1 protein-coding gene is annotated in these 400 nt (G+C 46.5%); it reads right to left on the bottom strand.

Features of this window, described 5'->3' with window-relative positions; all coding sequences use genetic code 11:
• The coding region (locus NE664_15085; protein MCQ4727957.1) for a hypothetical protein at positions 1 to 374 on the bottom strand (374 nt) is incomplete at its 3' end.
• Positions 375 to 400: the final 26 nt, after the last annotated feature.

Raw genomic sequence — 400 nt, 5'->3', positions numbered from 1 at the left:
TTTGGATTCAGCGGCTGGTTCCAGATACAATCTGCCTTCAGGAGAATTCTGTCTCCGGGAAGAAATGTTTTGGAATTCACCCTGTCAAAGGATTTCCAGGCGGTATCCTCTGTCTTTCCATCTGCCGTATCATTTCCATCTCTGGCATCCACGTAGTAGGTTGTCCCTTCCGTCTGCATCTTTAACGCATTGGACGCGGTTGAAAGACTGGCATTGGAATCTGTCGCAGTGCGGTCATTTGCGGCATATCTGTCCGAGTTGTTCACTGATGTATCAGCAAATCCAACCATATTGACAGGAATCGCACTCATCATCATGACTGCCGCCATCATGCCCGCGGCTTTTCGTTTGAAAAATTTGCTTGTTTTTTGCATAACGATATTTCCCCCTTGCTGTTTTT

This window comes from Anaerotignum faecicola (genome assembly GCA_024460105.1).
Classification (GTDB): domain Bacteria; phylum Bacillota; class Clostridia; order Lachnospirales; family Anaerotignaceae; genus JANFXS01.
This window is presented reverse-complemented; position numbering and strand designations above follow the sequence as displayed.